This is a genomic window from Polaribacter sp. (assembly GCF_039939415.1).
Classification (GTDB): Bacteria; Bacteroidota; Bacteroidia; order Flavobacteriales; family Flavobacteriaceae; genus Polaribacter.
In genome coordinates, this window is the sequence record NZ_JBDVJE010000087.1 from 1 (window position 1) to 2463 (window position 2463).

2 protein-coding genes are annotated in these 2463 nt (G+C 30.5%); both read right to left on the reverse strand.

The window, feature by feature from the left end; genetic code table 11:
• A partial coding sequence (locus ABJG40_RS13995) for a hypothetical protein (RefSeq protein WP_348025212.1) occupies positions 1-1196 on the reverse strand: 1196 nt, incomplete at its 3' end.
• An 8-nt stretch (positions 1197-1204) separates the two neighbouring features.
• Positions 1205-2463 (reverse strand): glycosyl hydrolase (locus ABJG40_RS14000; RefSeq protein ID WP_348025213.1); only part of this gene is annotated, 1259 nt, incomplete at its 5' end.

Sequence of the window (2463 nt, forward strand, 5' to 3'; positions counted from 1 at the left end):
GAATTATCATATTCTTGTATAACATCTGTACCTTTACCTGCCATTCCTTTTTTATGAACATCAAACCAAGGCCCAAGACGAATAAAAGAAACTATTTTTTGTAAATTTTCTGGTAAATTAATTTTTAAATCCTTTTCTGCAGCTACATATATTTTACTTGCACCTGTACCATTAACATTTTCTGCAAAAGTTACCATATAACCTTTTTCTAATGTAAATGAAACTGCCCAATCATCATAAGTACCTAAAGTACCATTGTAATAACCAGGGTAAATTTCATGTTCTTGTCCTGTTAAATTAATTTGGTTATAAATTTTAAGAACAGGGTTATTAACTTTTGAAGCTTCAAAGGTTTCTTGTGCTGTTTTTAATTCTATAATTGTACTGTTTATTAATTCTGAAGCTGCTTCACAATCATTAAGAACATCTTTAGCAGTATTAATTGCAGTTTGAAACATATCTACCGCAAATTGTGGATATTGATGGAATTTATCTCCAATGGATGCTTCTGCTAATAAACTTTCTAAGTTTGTAATATTATCTGTTAATTGTAAACGGTTTTCTTCTCCGTTTAATAGAGTCATATTATCAAAATAAACTTGCCCATTATCGCTATACATGTAAATTGACTGAATATCTATTTTTGCGATGTCTTTTGCTTCTTCTAAAAAAGGAACATCTTTCTTAACAAGATTTCCATCAATATAAAAACTAACTGTTTTAGTTGTAAAATCTATTTGTGTTGAAATTTTAAAACTTGTGTTTGCAGGAAAACTCACAGAAGGATTTCCTTCTGTAAAATCACTTGGAATTTCTTCATTCATACTTGTAGCAAATTTTATTTTTGCATTTCCAAGACCTAAACCTATACTTGATAAATGTTTCCCTGCAGAAGAAATTAAATGTATTTGACAATTTAACGCTGCACGTGTAGCTGATACATCAAAAGAAAAAAAAGAATTTTCTAAAGTAGGTGTAAAAGTGGTGTATGCAGAAGGTTGTGTTGCATTATGATTAAACTTTAACCTATCTGAATCTAATGTAATACGCCCTGAAGTATTATACTCAACCCAATCTGTAGGCAATGCTCCTGTACCATCAAATGTTTTGTTTATAATTGTACCACAATCGTTGGTTTGTGAAAAAACATAAAACGTAGAAAAGAATATAAGTAATAATATGCTTATTTTTTTCATAGTTCTTGTTATTGATTAATCATAATTTTTTTTGTCACATTTACATTATCATATTTTACTTGAACTATATAAATTCCGTTACTTAAACTTGAAACATCAATTTGTTTTGGAGATCCAGATTTTATTATAACTTCTTGTCCTAATGCATTATATATTTTAACTACAGCATGGTTTATTGTTAAAGAATTTAAGTAACTAATTTGAAGTGTTTTAGTTGTCACTGGATTAGGATAAATATTTATTCCTATTTGGTTTTCATCAAAATTATTTACCCCAAGTACACCTTGCTCATATACTTCTTGAATATATGATGGATTTTGTGATTCTAAATCACGATAAAATTGTCCTGTAATATTTAGTTCACCATCAGTAATTCCACCTATACCTGTGCTTGATCCAAAGAAATAATACCAATTATAACGTTCTACAAAATAGGCAGACTCAAGAGTTTCTGTTAAGCCTTTAATATTATTATAACCCTGTTCTACAGTAAGAGCAGCAGATCCAAAATTTGGATTCCCATAATTGTATTCTGTTACCCATATTGGAAGATCATATCTGTCATGTAAGGCTTTAAAACGTTCTAAGAAGGTAGATTTAGAACGACGAACATAATCATGTGCAGGAATAAAATCTACACGATAACCACGCGCTACACATGAATCCATAAATTGTTTAATCCAACCATCATCATGAAACGAATCTGATGACGTACTGTATTGTACATTCTCAACACCAGGAGCACCTAGTCTTAAACCAGAAGCTAATAACTTAGGATATGCTTCTAAAGCCTCTGCTACTGTCATATTAGATTGGTCTACATTATCGGGTTCGTTAAAAGCTAGAAGATGATTGAATGACATATTTTTTCCAACTTCTTCCATTTTTTCTAGTGATGTTCTTGCATCACCTCCACTCCAAGACATAGGTACAAATTGTACACCTTCTGATTTTTGTTCATCTAAACCCCAACTATAATGCCAAGTCGTATTATAATTATCAGCAGAACTCCATTTAATATCTCCACCTAAACTTCCTTTTTTTGCTACAGGATACCAAGGACTTACACGAATAAAAGAAATTGTTTTCTGTAAATCTGATGGTAAATTGATTTCTAAATCATCATCTTGTGCAATATATATTTTACTAAATCCTAAACCATTAACATCTTGTGCAAAAGTAGCCATGTACCCTTTTTCTAAAGTAAAAGAAACTGCCCAATCTTCATAAGCACCTAAACCTCCATTGTAATAACCACAATAAATTT